The 23,316-nt window shown below is 69.1% G+C and carries 19 protein-coding genes, 1 tRNA gene and 3 pseudogenes; 16 read left to right on the top strand and 7 right to left on the bottom strand.

Annotated elements, in window-relative coordinates; translation table 11 throughout:
• Genes cyoD through cyoA form a run of 4 tightly spaced genes read right to left on the bottom strand, consistent with a single transcriptional unit; the run spans position 1 to position 4,304 of the window.
• Positions 1-396, bottom strand: coding sequence for a cytochrome o ubiquinol oxidase subunit IV (gene cyoD / locus D3272_RS24670; protein ID WP_129221891.1), 396 nt, complete (start codon positions 394-396; stop codon positions 1-3).
• Positions 393-1,028 (bottom strand): cytochrome o ubiquinol oxidase subunit III, encoded by a 636-nt coding sequence (gene cyoC, locus D3272_RS24665; RefSeq protein ID WP_129221890.1) that lies wholly within the window; start codon positions 1,026-1,028, stop codon positions 393-395. The genes cyoD and cyoC overlap by 4 nt, the downstream gene beginning before the upstream one ends.
• Before the next feature lie 13 nt (positions 1,029-1,041).
• The gene (cyoB, locus tag D3272_RS24660; RefSeq protein ID WP_129221889.1) at positions 1,042-3,045 is read right to left on the bottom strand and encodes a cytochrome o ubiquinol oxidase subunit I; all 2,004 of its coding nucleotides are present in this window, start codon (positions 3,043-3,045) and stop codon (positions 1,042-1,044) included.
• Positions 3,046-3,086: 41 nt separating this feature from the next.
• Entirely contained in the window at positions 3,087-4,304 is a 1,218-nt protein-coding gene (cyoA, locus tag D3272_RS24655) for a ubiquinol oxidase subunit II (RefSeq protein WP_129221888.1), read from the bottom strand.
• Positions 4,305-4,510: 206 nt separating this feature from the next.
• Between cyoA and D3272_RS24650 the strand changes: the two genes are divergently transcribed.
• From D3272_RS24650 to D3272_RS24630, 5 genes and pseudogenes are all read left to right on the top strand, one after another.
• Positions 4,511-5,845: an MFS transporter gene (locus D3272_RS24650; protein WP_129221887.1), complete on the top strand. Its 1,335-nt coding sequence runs from the start codon at positions 4,511-4,513 to the stop codon at positions 5,843-5,845.
• A gap of 328 nt (positions 5,846-6,173) precedes the next feature.
• Positions 6,174-7,397, top strand: a complete 1,224-nt coding sequence (locus D3272_RS24645) for a DUF2252 family protein (RefSeq protein WP_129221886.1) — start codon at positions 6,174-6,176, stop codon at positions 7,395-7,397.
• Positions 7,398-7,526: 129 nt separating this feature from the next.
• Positions 7,527-8,066 (top strand): annotated as a pseudogene (locus D3272_RS24640) (invasion associated locus B family protein); the annotation flags it as partial.
• Between the two features lie 154 nt (positions 8,067-8,220).
• Complete coding sequence (locus tag D3272_RS24635; RefSeq protein WP_129221884.1) at positions 8,221-8,889, top strand: hypothetical protein; 669 nt, start codon at positions 8,221-8,223, stop codon at positions 8,887-8,889.
• Positions 8,890-8,981: 92 nt separating this feature from the next.
• Positions 8,982-9,055, top strand: a tRNA-Gln gene (locus D3272_RS24630).
• Between the two features lie 572 nt (positions 9,056-9,627).
• On the opposite strand, the gene D3272_RS24625 is transcribed toward D3272_RS24630, so the two are convergent.
• Both D3272_RS24625 and D3272_RS24620 read right to left on the bottom strand, forming a co-directional pair.
• Positions 9,628-11,682 carry a PAS domain S-box protein gene (locus tag D3272_RS24625; protein ID WP_129221883.1) on the bottom strand — a complete coding sequence of 685 codons (2,055 nt, stop codon included), beginning with the start codon at positions 11,680-11,682 and terminating at the stop codon, positions 9,628-9,630.
• A gap of 448 nt (positions 11,683-12,130) precedes the next feature.
• Positions 12,131-12,463 (bottom strand): hypothetical protein, encoded by a 333-nt coding sequence (locus tag D3272_RS24620; protein WP_165361517.1) that lies wholly within the window; start codon positions 12,461-12,463, stop codon positions 12,131-12,133.
• A gap of 614 nt (positions 12,464-13,077) precedes the next feature.
• Between D3272_RS24620 and D3272_RS24615 the strand changes: the two genes are divergently transcribed.
• The 6 genes and pseudogenes from D3272_RS24615 (at position 13,078) to D3272_RS24590 (ending at position 17,851) form a co-directional block, all read left to right on the top strand.
• Entirely contained in the window at positions 13,078-14,043 is a 966-nt protein-coding gene (locus tag D3272_RS24615; protein ID WP_129221881.1) for a PhnA-like protein, read from the top strand.
• A gap of 124 nt (positions 14,044-14,167) precedes the next feature.
• A complete protein-coding gene (locus D3272_RS24610; RefSeq protein WP_129221880.1) occupies positions 14,168-15,409 on the top strand; it encodes a DUF2382 domain-containing protein in 1,242 nt (413 codons plus the stop codon).
• A 111-nt stretch (positions 15,410-15,520) separates the two neighbouring features.
• Positions 15,521-16,159: a YsnF/AvaK domain-containing protein gene (locus tag D3272_RS24605; protein WP_129221879.1), complete on the top strand. Its 639-nt coding sequence runs from the start codon at positions 15,521-15,523 to the stop codon at positions 16,157-16,159.
• Positions 16,156-16,416 (top strand): hypothetical protein, encoded by a 261-nt coding sequence (locus D3272_RS24600; protein ID WP_129221878.1) that lies wholly within the window; start codon positions 16,156-16,158, stop codon positions 16,414-16,416. Before D3272_RS24605 ends, D3272_RS24600 begins: the two co-directional genes overlap by 4 nt.
• 301 nt (positions 16,417-16,717) lie before the next feature.
• Positions 16,718-17,545: pseudogene (locus D3272_RS28345) on the top strand (YsnF/AvaK domain-containing protein); the annotation flags it as partial.
• Positions 17,546-17,605: 60 nt separating this feature from the next.
• On the top strand, positions 17,606-17,851 hold the full coding sequence (locus D3272_RS24590) for a DUF2171 domain-containing protein (RefSeq protein ID WP_129221911.1): 246 nt from the start codon (positions 17,606-17,608) through the stop codon (positions 17,849-17,851).
• Positions 17,852-18,046: 195 nt separating this feature from the next.
• Here the strand turns inward: D3272_RS24590 and D3272_RS27550 are convergent, their stop codons facing one another.
• On the bottom strand, positions 18,047-18,187 hold the full coding sequence (locus D3272_RS27550; protein ID WP_165361516.1) for a hypothetical protein: 141 nt from the start codon (positions 18,185-18,187) through the stop codon (positions 18,047-18,049).
• 469 nt (positions 18,188-18,656) lie between these two features.
• Here D3272_RS27550 and D3272_RS24585 point away from each other — a divergent pair, with 469 nt between their 5' ends.
• From D3272_RS24585 to D3272_RS24565, 5 genes and pseudogenes are all read left to right on the top strand, one after another.
• The gene (locus D3272_RS24585) at positions 18,657-18,878 is read left to right on the top strand and encodes a hypothetical protein (protein ID WP_129221877.1); all 222 of its coding nucleotides are present in this window, start codon (positions 18,657-18,659) and stop codon (positions 18,876-18,878) included.
• Positions 18,875-20,164: a 3-oxo-isoapionate-4-phosphate decarboxylase OiaX gene (gene oiaX, locus D3272_RS24580; protein ID WP_245496772.1), complete on the top strand. Its 1,290-nt coding sequence runs from the start codon at positions 18,875-18,877 to the stop codon at positions 20,162-20,164. The genes D3272_RS24585 and oiaX overlap by 4 nt, the downstream gene beginning before the upstream one ends.
• On the top strand, positions 20,157-21,494 hold the full coding sequence (locus D3272_RS24575; protein WP_129221876.1) for a four-carbon acid sugar kinase family protein: 1,338 nt from the start codon (positions 20,157-20,159) through the stop codon (positions 21,492-21,494). The genes oiaX and D3272_RS24575 overlap by 8 nt, the downstream gene beginning before the upstream one ends.
• Positions 21,495-21,542: 48 nt before the next feature.
• Positions 21,543-22,367: a phosphogluconate dehydrogenase C-terminal domain-containing protein gene (locus D3272_RS24570; protein ID WP_129221875.1), complete on the top strand. Its 825-nt coding sequence runs from the start codon at positions 21,543-21,545 to the stop codon at positions 22,365-22,367.
• A gap of 92 nt (positions 22,368-22,459) precedes the next feature.
• Positions 22,460-23,215: pseudogene (locus D3272_RS24565) on the top strand (substrate-binding domain-containing protein); the annotation flags it as partial.
• Positions 23,216-23,316: the final 101 nt, after the last annotated feature.

The raw sequence follows: 23,316 nt of genomic DNA, 5'->3' as shown, positions 1-23,316 counted from the left end.
TCACATCTTCATGTTGCTCATGTCGGCGGGCGCCATCGGCATCATGTTGGCGTTCATGTGATACATGACCCAGATCGACCCCGCGAGCGTGATGACCACCATCACGACCGTGAAGATCAGCGCCAGCATGGTCCAGCCGCCCTCCGACTTCGTGTTCATGTGGAGGAAGTAGACCATGTGGACGATGATCTGCACGAAGCCGATGCCCATCACCAGCAGGCCGGCGACGCGGCTGTCGGCGACCACATGGGCCATCACCAGCCAGAACGGGATGGCGGTCAGCAGCACCGACAGGCCGAAGCCCGTCAGATAGCCCTTGAAGGACCCGTGGCCCGCCTCTTCGTGGTCGTGCAGGACCTGCACATGCGCGTTGGCCGCGACGTTTCCACCGCTCATGGGAGCACGCTCACGAGATAGACGAAGGAGAAGACGCCGATCCACACGACGTCGAGGAAATGCCAGAACATGCTGAGGCACATGAGCCGGCGCTTGTTCTCGGGGACGAGGCCCTTCCACATCACCTGCACCATCAGCACGAACATCCACAGGATGCCGACCGACACGTGCAGGCCGTGGGTGCCGACCAACGTGAAGAAGGACGACAGGAAGGCCGAACGCTGCGGACCCGCCCCCTCGGCGATGAGGTCGGCGAACTCGTGCAGCTCGAGGTAGACGAAGCCCATGCCGAACAGGGCCGTCACCAGCATCCAGAACAGCGTGTTGCCCTTCCACCCCTTCTCCATGCACAGCATGGCGAAGCCGTAGGTGATGGAGGAGAAGAGCAGCAGCGCCGTGTTCAGCGCCACCGTTTCGAGCTTGAACAGCGTCGCCGGCGAGGGGCCGGCGGCATAGGCGTGGCCGTAGACCGCGTAGCAGGCGAACAGGGCCGCGAAGATGAGGCAATCGCTCATCAGGTACAGCCAGAAGCCGATCATGGTGCCGCCTTCGGCGTGACCATGGCCGTCATCGCCGGCGACGTAGAACTTCAGCGTGTCGTCGTCGGCGAGGGATTCGTCGGAACGCGTCATGTCTCGACCTCCCTCAGGCCCGGGTGCCGAGCAGGCGCGAGCGCTGCTCCTCGGTGCGGGTCACCTCCTCGGCCGAGATGTAGAAGTCCCGGTTGTAGTTGAAGGTGTGCACGATGGTCCCGAGGACGATGGCGACGAAGCTCAGCGCCGCCAGCCACCAGATGTACCAGATCATGGCGAAGCCGAAGACCGTGGCGAGACCCGACAGGATGATGCCGGCGCCGGTGTTCTTGGGCATGTGGATCGGCTTGTAGCCGTTCAGGGGACGCACGAAACCGCGCTTCTTCATGTCGGTCCAGGCGTCGAGGTCGTGCACCATCGGCGTGAAGGCGAAGTTGTAGGCGGGCGGCGGCGAGGAGGTCGACCACTCGAGCGTCCGCCCGTCCCACGGGTCGCCGGTGACGTCGGCGAGGACGTCGCGCTCCCGGATCGACACGTAGATCTGGTAGAAGAAGGCCGCGATGCCGCAGGCGACCAGCAGCGCGCCGAAGGCCGCGATGATGAACCAGATCTGCAGCGACGGGTCGTCGAAGTGGTTGAGGCGCCGCGTCACGCCCATCAGGCCGAGCACGTAGAGCGGCATGAAGGCGAAGTAGAAGCCTGACACCCAGCACCAGAACGACACCTTGCCCCAGAACACGTCGAGCTTGAAGCCGAAGGCCTTGGGCCACCAGTAGGCCACGCCGGCCATGATGCCGAAGAACGTGCCGCCGATGATGACGTTGTGGAAATGCGCCACCAGGAACAGGCTGTTGTGCAGCTGGAAGTCGGCCGGCGGCACGGCCAGCAGCACGCCCGTCATGCCGCCGATCACGAAGGTGATCATGAAGGCGACGGTCCACATCATGGGCAGCTCGAAGCGGATGCGGCCCTTGTACATGGTGAACAGCCAGTTGAAGATCTTCGCCCCGGTGGGGATGGAGATGATCATCGTGGTGATGCCGAAGAACGAGTTGACGCTCGCCCCGTTCCCCATGGTGAAGAAGTGGTGCAGCCAGACCAGGTAGGCCAGGATGGTGATGACCACCGTGGCGTAGATCATCGAGGCATAGCCAAACAGGCGCTTGCCACAGAAGGTCGACGTCACCTCGGAGAACACCCCGAACAGCGGCAGGATGAGGATGTAGACCTCCGGGTGGCCCCAGATCCACAGCAGGTTCACGTACATCATGGGGTTGCCCCCGAGGTCGTTCGTGAAGAAGTTGAAGCCGAGGTAGCGGTCGAGCGAAAGCAGGGCCAGCACGGCGGTGAGGATCGGGAAGGCCGCCACGATGAGCACGTTGGTGCACAGCGCCGTCCAGGTGAAGATCGGCATCTTCATGAAGGACATGCCCGGCGCCCGCATCTTGACGATGGTGGCGATGAGGTTGACGCCCGACAGCAGCGTGCCGATGCCGGCGATCTGCAGCGACCAGATGTAGTAGTCGACGCCGACGCCCGGGCTGTAGGAGGCTTCCGACAGCGGCGCGAAGTTGGTCCAGCCGGTGCGGGCGAACTCGCCGACGAACAGCGACATCATCACCGTCACGGCGCCCGACACCGTCATCCAGAACGAGAAGTTGTTCAGGAACGGGAAGGCGACGTCGCGGGCGCCGATCTGCAGCGGCACGACGAAGTTCATCAGGCCCGTGACGAAGGGCATCGCCATGAAGAAGATCATGATGACGCCGTGCGCGGTGAACACCTGGTCATAGTGGTGCGGCGGCAGGTAGCCCTGGCTGCCGTTGAAGGCGATCGCCTGCTGGGTGCGCATCAGCAGCGCGTCGGAGAAGCCGCGCACGAGCATGACGAGCGCCAGCACGCAATACATGATGCCGATCTTCTTGTGGTCGATCGACGTGAACCACTCCTTCCACAGGTAGCCCCACAGCTTGAAATAGGTGAGGGCGCCCAGCAGGGCGACGCCGCCGACGGCGACGCCGAGGAACGTCACGATCAGGATGGGCTCGTGGTACGGGATGGCTTCGAGCGTGAGACGCCCGAAGATCAGTTGCTGCAGGTTGATGTTCGAGAACATGTGGGGGTCTCGTTCGGGATCGGGCGTCGGGGCGGTCGGTCTCAGTGCGGGTTGATCTGGGCCGGGGCGGGGTTGATCTTCATATCGGGACCGACCGGCATGCCGTCCATCTCGGGCTGGTTGCGACCCTGCGCGTCATCGTGATGCGCCGGCTGGTTCACGTCGGGGGCCTGGGGCGTCGGTTCCATGCCCTGGGGGGCGGTCTTCAGCGTGTTGGGCGGCCGGCCCGAGGCCGGGAAGGTGGCGCCCGGGGCCTCGTTGCCTTCGCTGAGCCGCGCGCCGTCGTAGATGAGCTTCTCGCGGTTCTCCGCTCCCCGCTCGCCCGGCACGCCGCCCGTCGCGTCGATCGCCATCATCTGGTCCTCGCACATCTTGTTCGGGTCGACGCACATGTTGACGATCTTGCCGTAGAGGCCGGGCTGCACCGAGCCGTAGAACTGCGGCCGCACCTTCTCGCTCGGCTGCGACAGCTTGAGGAAGCGGGGCCCGTCGAGCGTCATCTCGGCCGCCTTGGCCTTGGCCACCCAGGCGTCGAAATCGCCGTCTGTCATGCCGTAGAACTTGAAGTTCATGTCGGAGAAGCCGGCGCCGCTGTACATCCCGGAATAGCCGTCATAGGTGCCGGGCTTATTGATGACGGCGCTGAGCCGCGTCTCCATCCCCGCCATGGCGTAGATCTGCCCGGCCAGGGCCGGGATGAAGAAGGTGTTCATCACCGTGCCGGAGGTGATGTGGAAGTCGAGCGGCCGGTCGATGGGCGCGGCGAGCACGTTGACGGTGGCGATGCCCTGCTCGGGATAGATGAACATCCATTTCCAGTCGAGCGACACGACGTCCACCTCGAGCGGCTTGGTGCCCGTCACCACCGGCCGGCTGGCGTCGATGCGGCCGACGGGCCGGAACGGGTCCAGCACGTGGGTGCTGATCCAGGTCAGGGCGCCGAGCGCCACGATGATGAGCAGCGGCGCCGTCCAGATCAGCACTTCGAGCTGGGTCGAGTGGTGCCAGTCGGGCGCGTAGGCGGCCTTGGTGTTGGAGGCGCGGTAGCGCCACGCGAAGAGCGCGGTCGCCGCCATCACGGGCAGGATGATGAGCAGCATCAGCCCCGTCGACGCGATGATGAGGTTGCGCTCCTGCAGGGCGACGTCGCCCGAGGGGTTCATCAGCACCATGTCGCAGCCCCCGAGCAGGGCGAAGACCGGCAGCAGGCCGAGGACACGCAGGAATCTCACGAGGGGGCCACCTGTTGGAAAGTTCATGAGCGATGTACGGTCGATGGCGCCCTCATAGCATTGGACGTTTTGTCCAGGCCAGGGCGATTGGACGGCCGGCCGCGCCGCGGTATGCGTGCCATGCGTCGAACGGTTTGCGGGCCGGCGCCGCGCGTGGCATGCGCCATGGGTCGCGGCCCTCGCGACCGGACCACGGCGTCGCGCCTGTCGCGGCGCCCAGCGAGGATTTGGGGATGGTCAACAGCGTTCCAGGGGTGGCGTCGTCAGCGGCGGTCGAGCGCGATGCGCGGCTGGTCTCGACGGATCACAGCCACGTTTCGCCCGGCGAGATCGCCCTCGGCGTGGTGATCGGCCGCACGTCGGAAGCCTTCGACTTCTTCGTCTACGGCATCGCCAGCGTTTTGGTGTTCCCCGCCCTGGTGTTCCCCTTCGCCTCCGCGGAGACCGGGACGATCTATTCCTTCATGGTGTTCAGCCTGGCCTTCGTGGCGCGCCCGATCGGCACCGTTCTCTTCATGGAGATCGACCGGCGGCACGGCCGCGGCGTGAAGCTCACGGCGGCGCTGTTCCTGCTCGGCGGCTCCACCGCCTCCATCGCCTTCCTGCCGGGCTTCGCCGACTGGGGCTGGGCCTCCATCGCCCTGCTCTGCATCTTCCGCCTCGGCCAGGGGCTGGCGCTCGGCGGCGCCTGGGACGGGCTCGCCTCGCTGCTGGCCCTCAACGCCCCCCATCACCGGCGCGGCTGGTACGCCATGGTGCCGCAGCTCGGCGCGCCCTTCGGCTTCATCGTGGCGGCCGGCATCTTCGCCTTCTTCCTCCTCAACATCTCCATGGAGGACTTCATCGGCTGGGGCTGGCGCTATCCCTTCTTCGTGGCCTTCACCATCAACGTCGTGGCGTTGTTCGCCCGGTTGCGCCTCGTCGCCACCGAGGAGTTCGAGGAGCTGCTGGAGCGCCGCGACCTCGTGCCGGCCCCCATCTCCGAGCTCTTCCACAGGCAGGGCGGCGACGTCCTGATCGGCGCCTTCGTGCCGCTCGCCTCCTTCGCGCTGTTCCACCTCGTCACCATCTTCCCGCTGTCCTATGCGGGCCTGTTCACCGACCGGACGCCGGCCGCCTTCCTCGAACTCGAGCTCGTCGGCGCCGTGGTGCTGGCCGTCACCGTCATGCTGTCGGGCCTCATCGCCGACAGGGTCGGCCGCCGCAACCTGCTCGGGACCTGCGCGGTGCTGATCGGCATCTACGCGCTCTTCACTCCCATGCTGCTGGGCGGCGACCAGACCGGCCAGGCCGTGTTCATCCTGGTGGGTTTCGGCCTGCTCGGGTTGTCCTTCGGCCAGGCGGCCGGCGCCGTGGCGTCCAACTTCTCGAGCCAGAACCGCTACACGGGCTCGGCCCTCACCTCCGACCTCGCCTGGCTCATCGGCGCGGGTTTCGCGCCGCTGGTGGCGCTCGCCGGCTACGCGCGCTTCGGGCTCTGGGCCGTCGCCGTCTACCTGCTGTCGGGCGCGGTCTGCACGCTCGGCGCCCTGGCCATCAACAAGCGCCTCGACCTCCGGGACACCTGACGGCCTTCCAACGCATGTCGCCGACGACGACGGGAAACATGTCCAAGTCTTCGGCGAGCCTGCCGGCACGGGTTCGGCCAGTCCACCAACGCCGAGCGGGGGTCGGCGGGGGCGGTCGCCGATCCTGTGCCGGCGCCGGCAATGCCGCCCTCCAGGCCTCGTGATGCGATGTCGACGGCCGCCCCTCGGGCGGCCGTCGTCGTTCGCGCCGTCGTCATGCTGGCCCGGCGATGCGCGTCCGGTGCGCGCAGCGGCATCAGGACCGCGAACGAATCCGGCATCGGCACCGTTGCTCTCATCCAGACGAGTGACGCGTGGGTGTGGGTGAATGGCGACCGAAAGACGAGACGTGGCGCGGTTCCCGGCCCCCGAGGCCCGCGCCGACATCCTGGAACGCAGGCGCACGCTGAAGATGGCGCGGTCGGCCCACGCCTACGTCCGGGGCTCGACGGCGCAGTTCTACGGCTGGCTCGCCGAGGCCGACAGCGCTCTCGTGCCGGCCGGCCCGCCCGTGTGGATCTGCGGCGACTGCCACCTCGGCAACCTCGGGCCCCTCGCCGATGCCGCCGGACGGGTCCGCATCCGCATCCGCGACCTCGACCAGACGGTGCCGGGCAACCCCGCGCATGACGTGATCCGGCTCGGCCTGTCGCTGTCGACGGCCGCGCGCGGCTCCGACCTCCCCGGCGTCACCACCGCCCACATGCTGGAGGAGATGGTGCACGGCTACCGGGACGCGCTGCTCGGCCACGACGACAGCCTGTCGGAGGTGCGGGCGGGCCGGGCCGTCCGCACGGTGCTGCGCCAGGCGACGCATCGGCGGTGGGAGCACCTGGCCCAGGAGCGGCTGGAGCGCGTCGAACCCCGCATCCCGCTCGGCAAGCGGTTCTGGCCGCTGACCGACGCGGAGCGGGACGGCATCGCCGAGCTCGTCGCCTCGCAACCGGTGCTGGACCTCGTGGGCGCGCTGCACGGCCGCGGCCCGCACCACGCCGTGTCGGTGATCGATGCCGCCTATTGGCTGAAGGGCTGCTCGTCGCTCGGCACGCTGCGCTACGCGGTGCTGTTGCGGGTCGGCTCCGGCAAGGCCCGGGCGAGCTACGGCCTCCTCGACATCAAGGAAGCGGTGGCGAGCGTCGCGCCGTCGGCGCCGGGCGCCGTGGTGCCCTCCGACCACGCGCTGCGCGTCGTCGGCGGGGCCCGCGCGCTGTCGCCCTCGCTCGGCGACCGCATGGTGCCGGCCCGTCTGCTCGGGCGGCCCGTGGTGCTGCGCGAACTCCTGCCGCAGGACCTGAAGCTCGAGATCGACGAGTTGACGCGCGAGGAGGCCGTGGGGGCGGCGCGGTTCCTCGCGGCCGTCGTGGGCCATGCCCATGCCCGCCAGATGACGCCGGAGCTGCGGCGCGCCTGGGCGGACGATCTGCGGCGCCACCGCGCGGGCGGGCTCGACGCGCCCTCGTGGCTGTGGAATGCCGTGGTGGAACTGGTCGGGCGGCACGAGCGCGGCTACCTCGACCACTGCCGGGACTTCGCCCTGGCCTCCGCCGGCTGACCGGCGCCCGCCGTGGACGGGTGGCGCTCGTCTTGACTCCCGTGCCGCTTTTGTTAGGCACCCGTGCGGGCAGGTCCGTCCGCCGGCCCTCTGCGGCAGGCGCGGACGCGCCGTAGCGTTGGAGACGAGATGCAGAGACTTCTCCGGGCCCTCCCGGCGCCTCGCCGGGTCGGGGCTCTCGCGGTGGCTCTCGTGGCGGGGGTGCTGACGGTCCTCGCCCTCGGGGCGCCTCCCCTCCGGGCGCAGGGCGTCGTCAAGGGCAAATATGGCGACTGGGAGATGCGCTGCGAGACGCCGTCCGGCGCGCCGCGCGAACAATGCGCCTTGATCCAACGCATCGAGGACAAGGACCGGCCGAACATCAGCCTCGTCGTCATCGTGCTGCGCACGGCCGACGCCAAGAACCGCCTGCTGCGGGTGGTGGCGCCGCTCGGCGTGCTGCTGCCGTCGGGGCTCGGCCTGACGATCGACAAGGCCAACGTCGGTCGGGCCGGCTTCGTGCGCTGCCTGCCGACCGGCTGCGTGGCCGAGGTGGCGATGAAGTCCGACCTGATCGACCAGCTGCGCAACGGCACCGACGCCACCTTCATCATCTTCCAGACGCCCGAGGAGGGCATCGGCATCCCGCTCGCCCTCACGGGCTTCAAGGACGGCTTCGACAAGCTGCCCTGCGGCGACGGCTCGCTCCCGGCGGCCAAGTCGGGCGGCGGCGCGCCGGTATGTCCTGGCGAGACCGACGACACCGACGATGCCGGCCAGACCGGCAAGAAATGATCGTCAGGATGGGTGCGGGGCCGCCGGCGGCCCGGTTTCGGAGGAACGGATGACACGAACTGGAGCGCGGGCCGCGGCGCTGGCCGCGGTGGGGCTGAGCCTGTGCGGCTGCGCCGCCACCGAGAAGCTGCTGCCGACGACCGGCGGCGGCGGATCCGTGTTCGGCAACCTCCTCGCCTTCCACACGAGCGACCCCGGGCCGGTGCCGGTGGCGGGCCAGCGCGAAGATCCGCTCGAATGCCCCACCATCGAGATCCTCGACGGCACGGCCTCCTACCGGACCTATGCCGGCGCGGAGCAGACCAACGAGGCGGTGCGCTACCAGTTCTCCATGGGCGAGGTGGCGCGGGACTGCACCAAGAGCGGCAAGGAGATCCTGCTGAAGGTCGGCGTCGAGGGACGGGTGTTGCTCGGCCCGGCGGGCGCGCCCGGCTCCTTCACGGTGCCGGTGCGCATCGCGGTGCGCCACGACGGCGACGGCAAGGCCGTGGCGACCAAGTTCTTCCAGGTCCCCGCCACCATCGCGCCCGGCGCCGATTCGACGACCTTCCAGGTCGTGTCGGAGCCGATCGCCGTGCCCTTCGTGACGTCGCATTCCGACGAGGACTACACGATCCTGGTGGGCTTCGACGCAAGCGGAAAACCGGCTCCCGCCGCGGCCGGCCCCGATCGCAAACCCCGTCGCCGCGCCCGCGCCGCGACGCCGCCCCAGGGCTGACCCCGCCGTCGCGGCGCAGCGCAAAAATTCCTTGCGCGGCGCCGACCGGCACCGTATATGCCCATCACCGACGCGCTGCATCGCGGCGCCGTTGGGGGATAGTTCAACGGTAGAACAGCGGACTCTGACTCCGTCAATCTTGGTTCGAATCCAGGTCCCCCAGCCAATCGATCGTCAGGATGTTTCGGCTTTCCTCGAACATCGCCGATCCGGTCTTCTTCAACCCTTCGATACCAGCGTTCTGTAGGCCTATGACGCAGCGCCCTCGGCAGTCTGCTTCAGCGTAAGCTCGCTCTCGATGAGACCCGTCGGCTTGGCGCTGCGGATGGGCCTGGACCCATGCGTCGCGTCCTTCGCCAACGCGGCGGGAGCGGCGATCCCGGCCTCTCGGCCGACCGTGGACCGGCATCCACCGCCAAACCTCTCCGTGCCCACCGGCCCCCAACCCGCCTGCGCCACGGCAGGCATGCCGCGACCCGTCCCGCTGCCGGACGATGCTGCGACGGAGTGTATCCCCAGATGCCCGTGCGTTCCGCCCCGCGATGACCGATCCGGCCAGTCATCCGACGCCGTCGCGGTGCGTGGGACCGGCAAGCGGAGACGCTGACGGCCGACCGACGGCGCGCCTGTCGCCCCGGGTCCACCCATCGCGCAAGGTCCGGTCGGCCCGAGGCCAAGGGCGTGCCGCGGCCGTTCGATGTTGTCGGCCCTCGGTGCCGACGGGCCGCCAGGTCCCGGTCAGGCGGGAGCGTCGGCCGGCAACGCGATCCTGAACGTGCTGCCACGCCCATAGACGCTGCTCACGGTGATGTCGCCCCCGAGCATGGCGGCGAAGGCCTTGCTGATCGAGAGCCCCAGTCCCGTGCCGCCGAACTTGCCGGACGTCGAGGCCTCGGCCTGGGCGAAGCGCTGGAACAGTCGCCCGAGCTGCTCGTCGGTCATCCCGATGCCGCTGTCACGAACCTCGAAGACGATCAGGTCGCGGGCCTCGGGACCTTCGCTCCGGGTCGCCGACAGCGTGACGGTGCCACCCTCGGTGAACTTGGACGCGTTGCTCAGCAGGTTGAGCAACATCTGTTTGACCTTGGTGAGGTCCGAGTGCATGCCGCCGACGCCCGGGCCGACGGTCACGGCGAGCCGGTTGCCCTTCTTCTCGACAAGGGGCGTGACCGTGGAGGCGACGTCGTGCACGATGGTCCCGACGTCGAAGTCCTCGGGAAACACCTCCATCTTGCCGCTCTCGATCTTCGACAGATCGAGGACGTCGTTGATGAGCCCGAGCAGGTGGCGGGCGTTGGCTTCGATCTTGGCCATGTCGGGTGCGAAGACCTCGGGATCGTCGCCGTCCAGCATCTCCTCCTGCAGCATCTCGCTGTAGCCGATGATGGCCGACAGGGGCGTACGCAGCTCATGGCTCATGTTGGCGATGAAGGTGCTCTTGGCGAGGTTGGCGGCTTGGGCGTCGTCACGCGCCTTGGCGACCTCCCCGTCGGCCCGCTTCCGCGCCGTGATGTCCCGCAGGTAGGCGGTGAACATCGCCCGGCCGCCGACCTTGATGGGCGTGACGGCGAGTTCGGCCGGGAAGCGTTCGCCGTTGGCGCGTTCCGCCTCGACCTCGACATGCTTGCCCAGGGCCGAGATCTCCCCGTCCTCGAGGAAGCGGGCGAACTTCTTCAAGTGCCCGACCAGGAAATCGGCCGGCAGGATCAACGCTCCGAGTTCCTGGCCGACGGCGGCGTCCCGCGCCCATCCGAACGTCCGCTCAGCCGCAGGGTTGAACTGGATGATGCGCGTCTCCTCGTCGATCACCACGATGCCGTCGAGCGCCGTCTGCATGATGGCGTCCTTGAGCGTCTCGCTGTCGCGCAGCTCGGCCTCGGCGCGCTTCCTCCTCAGGAACTGGCCGACCTGGCGCCCCAGCGTGGCGAATGCGGCGTCTGCCCCGTGGTCGACCGCGATGGCGCGACGGCTCGTGAACTCGAAGGCACCGAGGTTGATGCCGTCGACCCCGATGGGGATCGCCACCACCGCGCCGGGGCGGGCCCCCGCCGTCATGGCGACGTCCGCCAGCACCGTCCTGGTCTCGGCAACGGCCTGCAGCACGTGGGGCCCGGCGGACTCGCCCCCTGCCCCGAACGCCCTCGGCCCAGCCCAGATGGCCACCCGCTTCAGACGACCTCCGTCGGAAGCCGCGCCTTCGGTCAGCCACATGGCCCCCTCGTCCCAGCCGAACCCCGAGCCGATCGCGGCGATGACGCGCTCCTGCCCGACGGCCACGTCGACGTCCCCGCCCAGGACCTGGCTGACCTCCTGCTGAACGGCGAGGCGCTGGCGCCCCTGGCGCTTCGACGACAGGTCCTCGAACCGGATCACGCTGCCGACGATCGTCCCGTCGGCGAGCACCGGATGGGACGAATATTCGGCGAAGAACGACGTGCGGTCCTTGCGCCAGAGCAGCTCGTCGTCGAGCAGCACCGGCTCGCCCGTCACGAAGGTCCGCAGCAGGGGGCAGTCCCCGGCGGGATAGGCCGAGCCGTCCGGCCGGGTGTGGTGGATGAGGTCGTGCATGTGACGGCCGATCAGTTCGGCGCGATCGTCGTATCCCAGGAGATCCATCGCCGTTCGATTGACGAAGGTGCAGCGGCCATGGCGATCGATCCCGTAGACGCCGCCGCCCAGGGATTCGAGCAGGCGATCGGCATCCACTCGGCTGACGTCGGCGTCGAACCTCGGGTCGGCGCCCGTGCGGGACGGTGCGTTCGGGTCAGTCCTGCATTCGTCGAAGTCGGTCAAGGTCACGGGCTCCGGACAGAAGCGGGGATGGGCATGGCGCGCCCCGGGTAGGCGAACTGCCGAACAGGCAGCATCGATCCTCGACGGCGTGAAACTGTGCTTTGCCGACCGCAGAGGACCGTCTCAGGAGGTGCGGCGCCTTCGCTTCCGGCGATCGCGCTCCAGCCCGATAGCATTCGCGACGCTGCCGTCTCGGGGCGTCTCAGAGCCGGGTTGCGGCCTGCCGATCCTCGGGTCCATCGGTCCCGCACGAGCCGATGCTGTATCGGCGCGGAGGATCTGGAACGGCGGACCGCGTCGTGCCGAAGCCCTGCTCGGGCGGCACGCCCCCGCGCCCTCCCCCGCGCCCTCCGCCGCGCCGGTCCCGCGGCGGTGAACAGCACTGGCGTCCGCTCCTCGGCTGGGGAGGCATGTCGGCGTCGACCGATGCAACGATCGATGAATGCGATCACCTAGCCGAGTAGAGGAAGAACGGCCCGAAGTTGAACGATTTGTCCAGCTTCAGCCGACACGGCGTGACGATTTGGAAGGAGTTCGATCCGTAACAGTATGAATTCGCCGCGCAGTAATACATCTTGCCGGTCTTTTTCTCGATCTTGACCTGCGTCAGCGGCCCGAACACGCCGCTTTGTTTGGACTTGACCTGCTCGGGCGCTTCCAGCGCCGGCGCATCGGAGAGAAGGCGGGTCATGCAGTTGGGCTCCGCCCGGGCGCTGCCGATGCACCAGGGTCCGAAGACGGCCAGCACGGCCGTCATCGCCAGCAGGGTGTCGGGACTCACGGTCGATTTGCCACGGACCATCTCTGCCCCCGTTCGGTTGTCCCGCTCAACATGCCTCTGCTCCCGGCGGGGTCAAGGTGTGAGCCGATGCGAGACGGCGATGTGGCGACGACCCCGCCTCGCCGCGGGCGCCACCGGCGAGGCCCCGGAGGAGGATCGGCTTCGTCGGGCTCGGCCCGGCCAGTCCAAGTCGACGGGCTGGCTGTCGCGTCGGAGCGCGACTTGATCAGTCGAAGGCTGAAGCGCTCCTGTGCCACACGGCGCTCGACGGCGGGACTCGCATGCACCGGGCCAGGTGGAGATGGTTGAACGGGGCGGGTCCGGCCGGAAAGGTCAGTGTAGACGGTTCGAGGTCCCGCATCCCTTGCGACAGTCGATCGATTCGGATGGAAAAATTAAGCAGCGATCGGCGGAACCTTGGCGCGCGGGGTGGTGTTTTGGTCGCACATGCACCTCGTCGTGGAGGACCTGCAGGGGCGGACTTCTCTTGGTCCGGTCTTGAAGGAAGCAGTCCGGTTCCTTCGGGAGCGTGGGCGGTGCTGTAGGACCGTCGACGCGCCCAAGTGGCCGTCGTTTCGGCGGTTCCGACGTCAGCGGCTACCTGGACTCCCGACATGTCAGACACCTTCCCCACGGCGGGCCAAGCGCCGCGCGCTTACGGCGGCGATTCACCGAACTTCAGCCCCGTACCTCCGGCGGACGACGCCCGCACCATCCTGGTCAACAACGTGTCGTGGGGCGGCGTGCTGGCCGGCGTCGTCGCCGGGCTCGTGACGCAGCTCATCCTCAACCTCATCGGTGTCGGCATCGGCGCCTCGACGCTGAACCCGATGACCGGCGACAACCCTTCAGCCAGCGGCTTCTCCATCGGGGCCGGCATCTGGTGGGCCCTGTCGGGCATCGTCGCGGCGTTTGTCGGCGGCTACGTGGCGAGCCGCCTGTCGGGTCGCCCCAAGGCGTCCACCGGCGCCTGGCACGGCCTGACCTCCTGGGCCGTGACCACGTTGGTGGTCTTCTACCTGCTCACCACGGCGGTGGGCGGCCTCATCGGCGGCGCCTTCAACACCGTCAGCGGCGCCATCGGCGGCGTCGGCCATGCCGTCGGCACCGCGGCCCAGACGGCCGTGCCCGCCCTGTCGCAGGGGACCGATCCGATCGGCGCCATGCAGCAGGCCCTGTCGGCTCCGGCCGCCAACGACACGGCCGCGGCGATGAAGGATGCCACCACGGCCCTCGCCAAGGCCCTGGTGTCCGGCGACGACGCCCAGGTCGCCGATGCCCGCGAGAAGGTCGCCCAGGCGATGGCGCGGCAGCAGAACATCCCGGTCGACCAGGCCCGCGCCCGCGTCTCCGCCTATGAAACACAGTTCCGCGACAAGGCGGCACAGGCGAAGCAGCAGGCTGCCGAGGCCGCCGATGTCGCCGCCAAAAGCGTTTCCCGCGGCGCCCTGCTGGGCAGCCTGGCCCTGGTCCTCGGCGCCATCGCGGCCTGGTTCGGCGGCCGGGCCGGCACCGTCGACCCGACCGTGACGGCCGAGTTCATCCGGAACGTGCGCGTTCGCGGCACCCCCGCCGCCTGACCCGACGGGCTCCCCGAAACAAGCCGATCGGCGTCACGCGCCGCCCGGCACCTCCCACGACACGACAGGCGGCTCCCAACGCCGCCGCTCCCGACCAGCACGACGACCGAGAAAGGGCAACACCATGGTTTCCACCCTGCAGAAGCACACCGTCACGGCCTTCTACGAGCATCGCGACCACGCCGAGAGCGCCGCCAACAAGCTGCGCCAGTCCGGCGTGCCGGCGAACGACGTCACCGTGTCGCCGGACAGCCTGGGCGTCGATGACGGGCGCGACGGCACCGGCGCGACGGCGAGGAAGGGCGGTTTCTGGGCCTCGCTGGAAGAGTTGTTCGGCGGCACGGACGACCACGACACCTATGCCGAAGGCCTCCGCCGCGGACACGTCATGCTGACCGCCCATATCGACGACGCCCACCTCGACCGTGCCGTCGCCATCCTCGACGAACACGGCACTATCGATCTCGACGAGCACGAAGCGGCGTGGCGCAGCGAGGGTTGGGCCGGCCCATCGACGACGGCCTCGACCTCGACGGCCTCCACCGCCACGACCTCCACCGCCATGGCCTCCACCGCCATGGCCTCGACGGCCACGGCCGGCGGCGCCATGGACATGGCATTGGCGGCGACGGCCGCGCCTGCGCGCCTGGTGGCGACCGACAGCGTCGCAACCCCGGTGCCCGCCGCCAGGGCACCCGTACCGGCACCGGCGAAGCCGGCCATCGCCGGCAATGCCTCGGGTCGGGGCGCCGAGGATGTCGTGCAGGTCGTCGAGGAGCGCCTCAACGTCGGCAAGCGCGCCGTCAGCCGCGGCAAGGTTCGCCTGCACAGCTACGTGGTGGAACGCGAGGTGTCGGAGAACGTCACGCTTCGCGACGAGACGGTCAGCATCGACCGTCATGCCGTGGACCGGCCCGTGGCGACGCTCGCCGCCGACGCTTTCGCGGAGCGCACCATCGAGATGGAGGAGATCGGCGAGGAAGCCGTGGTCGCCAAGACCGCGCGCGTCGTCGAGGAGATCGGCATCCGCAAGGACGTCACCGACCGCACCGAAACGGTGCACGACAGCGTTCGCAGCACCAAGGTCGACATCGAGGACGGACGGACCGTCGGGACGGGATCGGCCGGGCTGGGCGGCCCCCTCGCGGCACGGATCGCCAAGGACCTGGAGGTCGTGGGCTCGGACGGCGGGCATGTCGGCATCGTGGACCGTGTCGACGGTGCCATGTTGAAGCTGAAGCGCCTCGATACGGCAGCCGATGGCCAGCACCACCTGCTGCCTATGGACCTCGTCAAGACGGTGGACGGCAAGGTCGTGCTGGGCATCGCGGCCGGCGAGGCCATGCGGCGCTGGCAGGCCGCCTGACCAAGTTGCCCGATCGGGCCGCCTGAGCAGGCTGCCCGACACGGGTCCGGAGCGCGGGCGACGAGGATGTCGCCCGCGCCCGGCCTTCCCCTTCGCCATGAGGTGCCGACCATGTCCGACCTGCCCAGGGTTTCCGAGTCGCGGACGTCGAGGGTCGACGACCGGGGAGACATCGGGTCGGCGGGCAAGCCCATCGCGGCCACGCCGCCGTCCCCGGGCGTGTCCGAGGATGTCCTCCAGGTCGTCGAGGAGCACCTGAAGCTCGACAAGCGACGGACGTCGGTCGGCCGCGTCCGAGTCCATACCCGCACCGAGACCGTCGATGCCGTGGCGGAGGCCGAACTGGAGCGCTACCGCGTCGAGGTCACGCGCGTGCCGATGGACCGGATCGTCGACGTCGTGCCCGAGGCGCGGGCCGAGGGCGACACGACCATCATCCCGGTGGTCGAGGAGCGCCTCGTCGTCGTGAAGCAACTCGTGCTCGTCGAGGAACTCCGCATCCGCCACGTGAGGGACCGCGAGGCCGTCCGGCAACCCGTGACGCTCCGGCGTCAGCGGGTCGTGGTCGAACGCCGCGATGCCATCGGGCAAAACAGGTCCGGCGATGCGGCGCCGGGCCGTGACGCCGCCGTGACCGTCGTCGACACGGCATCCGATCGGCCCGGCACCCCTTCGACACCGGGCGACGGCGAGCGCCGGTCCGGTCGGGACCTGGCGATCGACCCATCGCCCGGGCGAGAGGGACCGTGATGGAAGACCGGACGATCATCGCCCTCGACGATCGCGCGACACGCGCCCGCGAGGCCCGGCACGCCCGTCACCAGGAGCGCCGTGCCGCTTCTATCCTGGGCGTCTTCGTGATCCGCGCACCGCCGCCGGCCCATGGCTTCCGATGGGAGATCCGCCGGTTCGGGACCATCGTTCTCCGCGTCGGCGCGGATGCCTATGCGACGCCGGCCGCCGCGCAGGCTGCTGGCGAGACGGTGCGGGCGCGGTGGCCTGATTGATGCGGGCGACGTTTTGCGGACGTCGCGGCATCCGGTGTCGATGTCGACAGGCCCCGGGCCGCCGCGCTTGAGCGGTTCGGAACCATGACGGTCGGCGAAATCTTCGACCCTGGGCGCATTCGGCTCGAAACCGTCCGCCGGCCATGGTGTCGCTTCAACTTCTGGGTGGTCGAAGAACCGCCCATTCCCCTTGGGCACGTGCAGGCGCAAGCCGTTGCCGTGCTTTTGACCGAGGCCCGAACAGCGTCGGGATCGCGTCTCGGCTTCTCCAGTCCCGTCGCACCGTCAACGAGGTCCGAACATGAGCTTCACCCAGAACACGGCGGCGCCGTCGCGCTCGCTCACGGCATTCTTCGACACCAAGGGCGCGGCCCAGCAGGCCGCCTCCGACCTTGAGGCGGCGGGGGTTTCCCGCGGCGATATCGCCATCGTCGAAGGCGGCGGGACTGCGACCGGCACGGCTTCGGTTCCCGAACACGAAGGCTTCCTGGCGAGCCTCAAGGACATGTTCATGCCGGAGGAGGACCGCTACTCCTACGCCGAGGGCCTGCGCCGGGGCGGCTACCTCGTCTCGGTCAGGACCGGGCAGGTCGACAGCGACCGTGTCCTCGACATCCTCGACCGCGACGGCGCCGTGGACATGGACCAACGCGAGACCACGTGGCGCAGCGAGGGCTGGACGGGCTTTGGGGCGCCGGCCGTCGGCACGGCCGCAGCGGCAACCTCTGCGACGCAGGTGGCGGCGTCGACACGCGGCGCGACGGTGCCGAGCGTCGGTCGCGACACGGGTGCGACGGGCCGTGAGGATGCCATTCCCGTCTACGAGGAACGTCTGAACGTCGGCAAGCGCGAGGTCAGCCACGGTCGCCTGCGCGTGCGCAGCTACGTGGTGGAGACGGCCGTCGACGAGCAGGTGACGCTCCGCAGCGAGACCGTCCAGGTCGACCGCCGCCCTGTGGACCGTGCCGTCAGCGCCACCGATGCCATGTTCCAGGACCGCACCATCGAACTCGAAGAGTTCGCCGAGGAGGCGGTCGTCTCCAAGGAGGCGCGCGTCGTCGAGGAGATCTCGCTGCGCAAGGAGGCCCGGGACCGGACGGAGACGATCCACGACTCGGTGCGCCACACCGAGGTCGAGATCGAGGACGGCCGCACCGCGGCGACCGCCGCCACGGCGACCACCGCCGGCATGGCGACCGGCGCCGTCAGGGAAGGCAGCGACGACGGCCGCATCGTGGAGCACATGGAGGTCTATGCCTCGGACGGCACCAAGATCGGCACCGTGGACCACATGGAGGGCACGGACCGCATCAAGCTCGCCAAGACCACCTCGCCGGACGGCCAGCACCATTACGTGCCGCTGTCCTGGGTGGATCACGTCGACCGGCACGTGCACCTGAACCGGACGCTCGCCGAGATCAAGGCCGCCCGGTGACCTGAGCCCACGCCCCGGCGGGCCCCGAGGGCCTGCCGGACGCCCGTCGCACGCCGCTTTCGGCCAGGGATGCGTTGGCCGCCTACATGCAGGTCTGCGCCTGTCGCGCGGACCTCCGCCGACGCGCTGCCGAGAGACCTGGTGGGTCGTGCGCGAGCCGGAATGAGGTGCCTAGGGGCATTTCGCCCGTTCCCTTCACGGTTTTTCAGCAGGCCTGTCGCCGGATCCGTAGGGGTCCCAGGCGCTGAGCGCGCCCGTCACGGATGCGTCGACATCGGCCAGTGTCGCGCCGTCGAGCGCCTGGATCGATAAACCGAGCAGGACGCCGTCGAGCATCGTCGCCAACCCCGCGATCACCGTGTCGGCGCGCAGCTCGCCTACTGCGACCGCCGCTTCGACGCTCGCCCTGATGGCGTCCCGGTTCGCGCGCCGCTCGGACGCGGTGATCGCCCGCTCAGCCTTGTTTGCGGCGAGCCGCCGATCGAGGTTTTTTTGGACTGATCAATCCATCATGGAGCGACACGCTGGGGCTCTGCCTCGCTTGCGCCCACCGCCCTCGCGCTCGCCGGGGCAGCCCTCGCCATCGCGCTGGCCGCGCGCCGCCACGCCCGGTCCGCGCACCGCAGGCTGACGATCCTCGGAGCGATACCAAGGGATCGAAGAAGCGGCTCGACGTGCTGGAGTGCCGGTCCTCATCGCACCAAGGACGTCACCAGAGGCGGCGTTGACGTTGGCTGAACTTCCTCATAATGGTATGATGACATAAACACTATCATAGCGTCGCTGACCTTGGGGAGGGTCGCACATGCACCACGAACGCCTGGTCCTTGGTGGCTTCATCGGCCCGTTTGTCACCGGCTGGATCCGGCAGGTGTCGGGCGGTTACCCGGCCGCGCTGGTCACGCTCGGCTGCTGCCTGGCGGCCTTCGGCATCGTGGTCTTCGTCTTCCTGTCGCTCACCGAGCGGCGCGCCTCCGGGCCTCACCGCCTCCGGACCACGGCCTTGTTCACGGGAGCCGACCTTTGAACATCCCGCACGACGTCATCCGCCTGACCTACCGCGTCGAGACGCCCGGCGACGTCGACCGGGTCGCCGCGAAGATCGCCAGCGACCAGTCGACCGGCACCTTCGTGGCGCTCCCCGGTGAGACGCCCGAACTGAAGGCGCGCGTTGCAGCCCGGGTCGTCGGGATCCGGCCGCTGCCGCCTGTCGACGCGCCCTCCTTCGGGACTCCTGACGGCCAGGTCGCATCCGACGCGGGGCCCTTCCACCGCGCGGACGTCGACATCGATTTCCCGCTCGATGCCGTCGGGACCGACCTCGCCGCGCTGATGACGATCGCGATCGGCGGGACCTATTCGATCCGACAGCTGTCGGGGATCCGCGTCGTCGACATGGCGCTGCCGCCGGCCTTCGCCAAGGCCTATCCGGGACCGCAGTTCGGCACGTCGGGCAGCCGGCGCCTGACCAATGTGGTGGGACGCCCGCTCATCGGCACCATCGTCAAACCCGCGCTGGGCCTGCGGCCGGCGGAGACGGCCGCCATGGTGCGCGAACTCGTCGACGCCGACGTGGACTTCATCAAGGACGACGAGAAGCTGATGAGCCCGGCCTATTCCAGCCTGGCCGACCGCGTCCGCGCCATCATGCCGATTGTCCTCGACCGCGAGCAGAAGACCGGCAAGAAGGTCATGTACGCCTTCAACATCTCCAGTTCCGATCCGGAGCAGATGCTGCGCGACCACGACACGGTCGCGGATGCCGGCGGCAACGCCGCCGTGATCGCCATCCAGTCGGTCGGCTTCGGCGGCATGAATTTCCTGCGCAAGCGGAGCCGCCTCGCCCTGCACGCCCACCGGGCCGGCTGGGACCTGCTCACGCGGCATCCGGGCCTCGGCATGAGCTTCCGCGTGTACCAGAAGTTCTGGCGCCTGCTCGGCGTCGACCAGTTCCAGATCAACGGCATCGGAGCCAAATACTGGGAGCCGGACAGTTCCTTCGTGTCGTCCTTCGGCGACGTCACGACGCCGATGTTCTCGGAGCGCGACACGGCCCTGCCGGTCGTGTGTTCGGGCCAGTGGGGTGGACAGGCGCCGGAAACCTTCGAGCGGACCGGCCGCACCCTGGACCTCATGTACCTGTGCGGCGGCGGCGTCGTCAGCCATCCGGGCGGTCCGGCCGCGGGCGTACGGGCCGTCCGCCAGGCCTGGGACGCCGCCGTCGCGGGGGTGTCGCTCGCCGACTACGCCGCCGACCACCCGGAACTGGCACAGAGCCTCGCCAAGTTCGGAGGTCCCTCCGGCGATGCCTGACCTTCTCCTGTCGTTCTACGGCGACGACCTCACCGGCTCCACCGACGCCATGGAGGCGCTCGAGTCGCGCGGCGTGCCGACTGCGCTGTTCCTCGACATCCCCTCGCCCGACCAGCTGGCGCGCCTCGGTCCCGTGTCGGCGATCGGCATCGCCGGGACGAGCCGCAGCCAGAGCCCGGCCTGGATGGACGTGCATCTCACCCCGGCGCTGCGGTGGCTGCACGGGCAAGGGGCGGCGCTGTGCCACTACAAGGTCTGTTCGACCTTCGATTCGGCGCCGGACATCGGCAGCATCGGCCGCGCGATCGACATCGGCGCGACGATCTTCGACCAGGCGACCGTGCCCCTGGTCGTCGGGGCGCCGCAACTCAAGCGCTACACCGCGTTCGGCACGCTGTTCGCCGCCTATCGGGGGGAGACGTTCCGCATCGACCGCCACCCGGTGATGAGCCGCCATCCCGTGACGCCGATGCACGAGGCCGACCTCCGCCGTCACCTGGCGCTGCAGACGGAGCGCGGCTGCGCCCTGCTCGACCTCGCCGACCTGCAGGCCGAGGATCGCGACGCGCGCCTCGCCGCGGCCCTGGCCGACGCGCCCGGCGTGCTGCTGATCGACGTCGCCGATCCCGGCAGCCAGCGTGCCGCCGGCGACATCCTCTGGACGGGACGGCGGGGCCGCCGTTTCGTGGTCGGCTCGTCCGGCGTCGAATACGCGCTGTCGCCGGCCTGGACGGAGGCCGGCATCGCGCCGGGGCGCGCCGCCTTCCCCGATCCCGGCGCCGTGGACCGGCTCGCCGTCGTGTCGGGCTCCTGTTCGCCCACCACCGAACGGCAGATCCGCCACGCCCTCGACGGCGGCTTCGTCGGCGTCGGGCTCGACCCGCGCCGGATGGTGTCGGTGCCCGACGAGGTCCTGGCGGAGGCCGTGGCGGCGGGCTCACGGGCCTTGGCCGAGGGCAGGAGCGTGATCCTCCACACGGCGCTCGGACCCGCCAGCGACCTCGGCTCCGACATCGACGCCCTGCCCGACGGACGCCACAGGCTCGGACGCGGGCTGGGCCGCATCCTCCGCGCCCTCGTCGAGCGGCACGGACTGCGGCGGGCCGTGGTGGCGGGCGGCGACACCTCCTCGCATGCCCTTCGGGAGCTCGACGTCTTCGCCCTGCGGACCCGGCTGCCGCTGCCGCAGACGCCGGGATCGCCGCTCTGCACGGCGTTCAGCGACCACGCCGCCTTCGACGGCCTCGAAGTCGCACTCAAGGGCGGACAGGTCGGCCACGACGACTACTTCGAGGCGATCCGTCTCGGGCGGCCTCACCTGGTTGACTGATCATACCAGATGGGCTCTGATGGTCCAAATTTCGGGAGGAACTGACACATGACGGCGATCGCTCTCTTCGGGGCCGGCGGAAAGATGGGCTACCGCCTCGCCGCCAACCTCAAAGGCTCCCGCTTCGACGTGCGCCACGTCGAGCCGAGCGACGCGGGGCGCGAGCGCCTGCGAGACCTCGACGTCGCGGCGGTGGACCAGGCGGGGGCGCTCGACGGCGCCGATGTCGTGATCCTGGCGGTGCCCGACACCGTGATCGGCAAGGTCGCGGCCGCGATCTCGCCATCGCTGAAGCCCGGCACCATGGTGGTTGTGCTCGACGCCGCCGCGCCCTTCGCCGGCCATCTGCCGCAGCGCGACGATCTCACCTATTTCGTCACGCATCCGTGCCATCCGCCGATCTTCAACGACGAGACGGAGATGCACGCCAAGGTCGATTACTTCGGCGGCATCGCGGCGAAGCAGCATATCGTTTCCGCCCTCATGCAGGGACCGGACAGCGACTACGCCCTCGGCGAGGAGGTCGCCAAGGTGATCTGGGCGCCCGTGATGCGCTCCCACCGCGTCACCGTCGAACAGATGGCGCTTCTCGAGCCGGGTCTGAGCGAGACGGTGGCGGCGACGCTGCTCGTCGTGATGAAGGAGGCCATGGACGACGTCGTGGCGCGCGGGGTGCCCAAGGAGGCGGCGCGCGACTTCCTGCTCGGCCACCTCAACGTCCTCGGGTCGGTGATCTTCGAGGAACGGCCGGGTCTCTTCTCCGACGCCTGCAACAAGGCCATCGAGTTCGGCAAGCCGGTGTTGATGCGGCCCGATTGGAAGCGGGTCTTCGAGCCCGACGAGATCGCCGCCAGCATCCAGCGGATCACCTGACGCCGCAGGCCCCGTCACACCCACCGACACGGCGACCAGCCCCGTCCAAGAGGGCCGGCGCGACCCCAACCACAACCACAGGAGGAAACCTCATGAATCGGACGCTACTCTCGACGCTGCTCGCCGGCGTCATGCTCGTCGGCGCCGGGGCGGCCCTGCCGGCCCAGGCCAAGGACCTGGTCGCTATCATCACGCCGTCCTTCGACAACCCCTTCTTCAAGGCCGAAGCCGACGGCGCCAAGGCCCGGGCCGAGCAACTCGGCTACGACACGATCGTGCTGTCGCACGACGACGACAATTCCAAGCAACTGCAGCTCGTCGACTCCGTGGTGGCCCGCGGCGCCAAGGCCATCATCCTGGACAATGCGGGGTCGGACGCCAGCGTGGCGGCGGTCGAGGCCGCCAAGAAGGCCGGCGTCCCCTCGTTCCTCATCGACCGCGAGATCAACGCCACCGGTGTCGCGGTCTCGCAGATCGTGTCGAACAACTACCAGGGTGCGCAGCTCGGCGCCCAGGAGTTCGTCAAGCAGATGGGCGAGAAGGGCGCCTATGTCGAGCTGACCGGCCGTGACGCCGACGTCAACGCCCATATCCGGTCCAAGGGCTATCACGATGTGATGGACGACTACCCCGATATGAAGATGCTGGCCACGCAGTCGGCCAACTGGAGCCAGCCCGAAGCCTTCACCAAGATGGAAGCCATGCTGCAGGCCCATCCCGACCTGAAGGGCGTCATCGCCGGCAACGACACGATGGCGATGGGAGCCCAGGCGGCACTCAAGGCCGCCAACCGGTCCGACGTGATCGTGGTGGGCTTCGACGGTTCCAACGACGTCCGCGACCAGGTGTGAGCTTTCCATAGGTTGTCCATCCGATCCGAACCGAGGAAGCTGAGGTTGCGACGCTTCAGCCCCAAGGGAGGGACCGGATGAACATCCACAAGAATGCC

The sequence above is a fragment of the Lichenibacterium ramalinae genome (assembly GCF_004137085.1).
GTDB lineage: Bacteria > Pseudomonadota > Alphaproteobacteria > Rhizobiales > Beijerinckiaceae > Lichenihabitans > Lichenihabitans ramalinae.
The sequence above is the reverse complement of the archived record's forward strand: the minus strand, read 5'-3'. Positions and strand labels throughout refer to the sequence as shown.